Origin of the sequence: Flavobacterium sp. 9AF (genome assembly GCF_902506265.1) — a bacterium.
Lineage (GTDB): Bacteria > Bacteroidota > Bacteroidia > Flavobacteriales > Flavobacteriaceae > Flavobacterium.
This window is the reverse complement of record NZ_LR733613.1, coordinates 1-1278: the sequence shown is the minus strand read 5'-3', so window position 1 is coordinate 1278 and position 1278 is coordinate 1. Positions and strand designations below refer to the sequence as shown.

Genomic DNA, 1278 nt, shown 5'->3' with positions numbered 1-1278 from the left:
AGATTCTTTTAAATGTCCACCATGCAAGTGTATTATTATCTTTTTATTTAAAAGTTTTGAAAATATGAAAAAAGGTAAATATTTTACAACACCAAAAAAGGATTGTCCAATAGTAATGTATATTAAATTAAATTTAAAAATTTTCCATATTTTTAAATATATTGCTAAACTATTCCATATTTTTGAAAAGGAAAACTTACCTAATTTGTTAGCATTAATTGTCTTAGAATTTTCCGTGTTAATATAATCAACTTTTACCGATTTCTTTTTTAACTCTGTAAATAAATGATGGTTAGCAATACTTACACCTGAAATGGGAGGAGGTATGGGTCCTATGATTAATAGTTTCAGAATTTTCATTTATTTTTTTTGTAAATTTAATATAAATATGGACATATTATCAGATATTTTTTTTTATATATTTGCATCTTAAATTTGTATATCTAAATGAAATTAAAATTAACTTTTTTGACAGCAACATTTCTTTTTATTTTAGCCAGCTGTGATAATAAAGAAGATAAAAAATCTGATGAAACTGTTTTTGTAACAGAATCCTTAACAGAGCCTAATAGTTTTTCTTTTGAAATTCTTCAAAAATCTGCAGATGATTTTCTGGTTTTTCAACTTAACAAAAAAACAGGAGATATTAATGTTAGAAATCCTAATGGTTCTTGGTATTTAGCTGAAAACAATCTTTCTAGGACTACTTATAAATATCCTGCTTATGATTTTAAAATTATTGCAGGTAATACAGAAGATACATTTCAAATTATTTTATTAGATAATGTTTCTGGTGAAATTTATATTAGATCTTATTCTAATTCTTGGTACCTAGGTACTACACCTGAATTAACCAAGTAATGCTTGTTTTTTCGATACTTTTAAATTTAATATTACTTTTATTATATATCCACAAAAGAAAGTTTTCAATATTTTCTTCTGTGGATATTTTTCTTTTATTTTTTTACAGTATAATATTTCTAAGTTTAATATACCATTATTCTGTACCCTTATATTTAAAAGTAGATTTATACAATTTTGATTCTAAGAATGCTAAAAAATTTGTTGATACTTTTATAATTTTTATATCATTAATTAATTATTTCTTAATTGGGCATCTTACGTATAAATTATTATTTAAAAAGTATCAAAAGATTATTAAAAATAATGTTCAATTAAATTTTGAATTTAAAATTGATAGTCAACTAATTAATTATCTACTAGTTATATTAATAGTTATTTCTGTTGGATTTCTATTTATTGATTATGGTATTGGTA

The 1278-nt window shown here is 22.0% G+C and carries 2 protein-coding genes; one reads left to right on the top strand and one right to left on the bottom strand.

The window, feature by feature from the left end:
- Nucleotides 1-360, bottom strand: a 360-nt coding sequence (locus HALO113_RS17870) for a hypothetical protein (protein ID WP_201297711.1), incomplete at its 3' end; no start/stop codon positions are given.
- Nucleotides 361-447: 87 nt separating this feature from the next.
- On the opposite strand from HALO113_RS17870, the gene HALO113_RS17865 reads away from it, so the two are divergent.
- Nucleotides 448-861 carry a hypothetical protein gene (locus HALO113_RS17865; RefSeq protein ID WP_159780501.1) on the top strand — a complete coding sequence of 138 codons (414 nt, stop codon included), beginning with the start codon at nt 448-450 and terminating at the stop codon, nt 859-861.
- The last annotated feature ends 417 nt before the right edge of the window (nt 862-1278 follow it).

Coding starts and splice junctions, on each gene's coding strand:
- HALO113_RS17865 (WP_159780501.1), top strand. CDS start 448: ATGAAATTAAAATTAACTTTTTTGACAGCAACATTTCTTTTTATTTTA.